Here is a 323-nt window from a genome sequence, read left to right as displayed (position 1 = left end):
ATTACCACAAAACCAATGGAATATGGCCGGCACTGCTGATGTGTGTGGGGTAGCCAAAGCTGATGTGTGCTTTCAGCGTGCTCACGGTGGATTTGCAGAGATCCTGATCCCGGTAAATCAATGGCATGATAGCAGCGTGATCGTCAAAGCTTTCAGCACGATTGGCCAAAATGCAGGTGGCCCCGTCTCTTTCAATACGGCCAACCTGCCTAAGGTTACCAGTACAGGTGGGGTACAATATTACTATATCAAGACCGCGTCACCCTATAGCACTATCGACCTTATTTTTGAAGTAAGCAGCCCTTTGGACGCGGCCGTTACCA

Annotated in this window: 1 protein-coding gene; it reads left to right on the top strand. The window is 49.5% G+C overall.

The features are described 5' to 3' along the window. Positions 1–323, top strand: a 323-nt coding sequence (locus tag DBR32_RS15580; protein ID WP_158605991.1) for a hypothetical protein, incomplete at both ends; no start/stop codon positions are given.

Source organism: Taibaiella sp. KBW10 (assembly GCF_003852495.1).
GTDB lineage: Bacteria > Bacteroidota > Bacteroidia > Chitinophagales > Chitinophagaceae > Edaphocola.
Note: the sequence above shows the minus strand (reverse complement) of the source record. Positions and strands in the feature narration are given on the sequence as shown.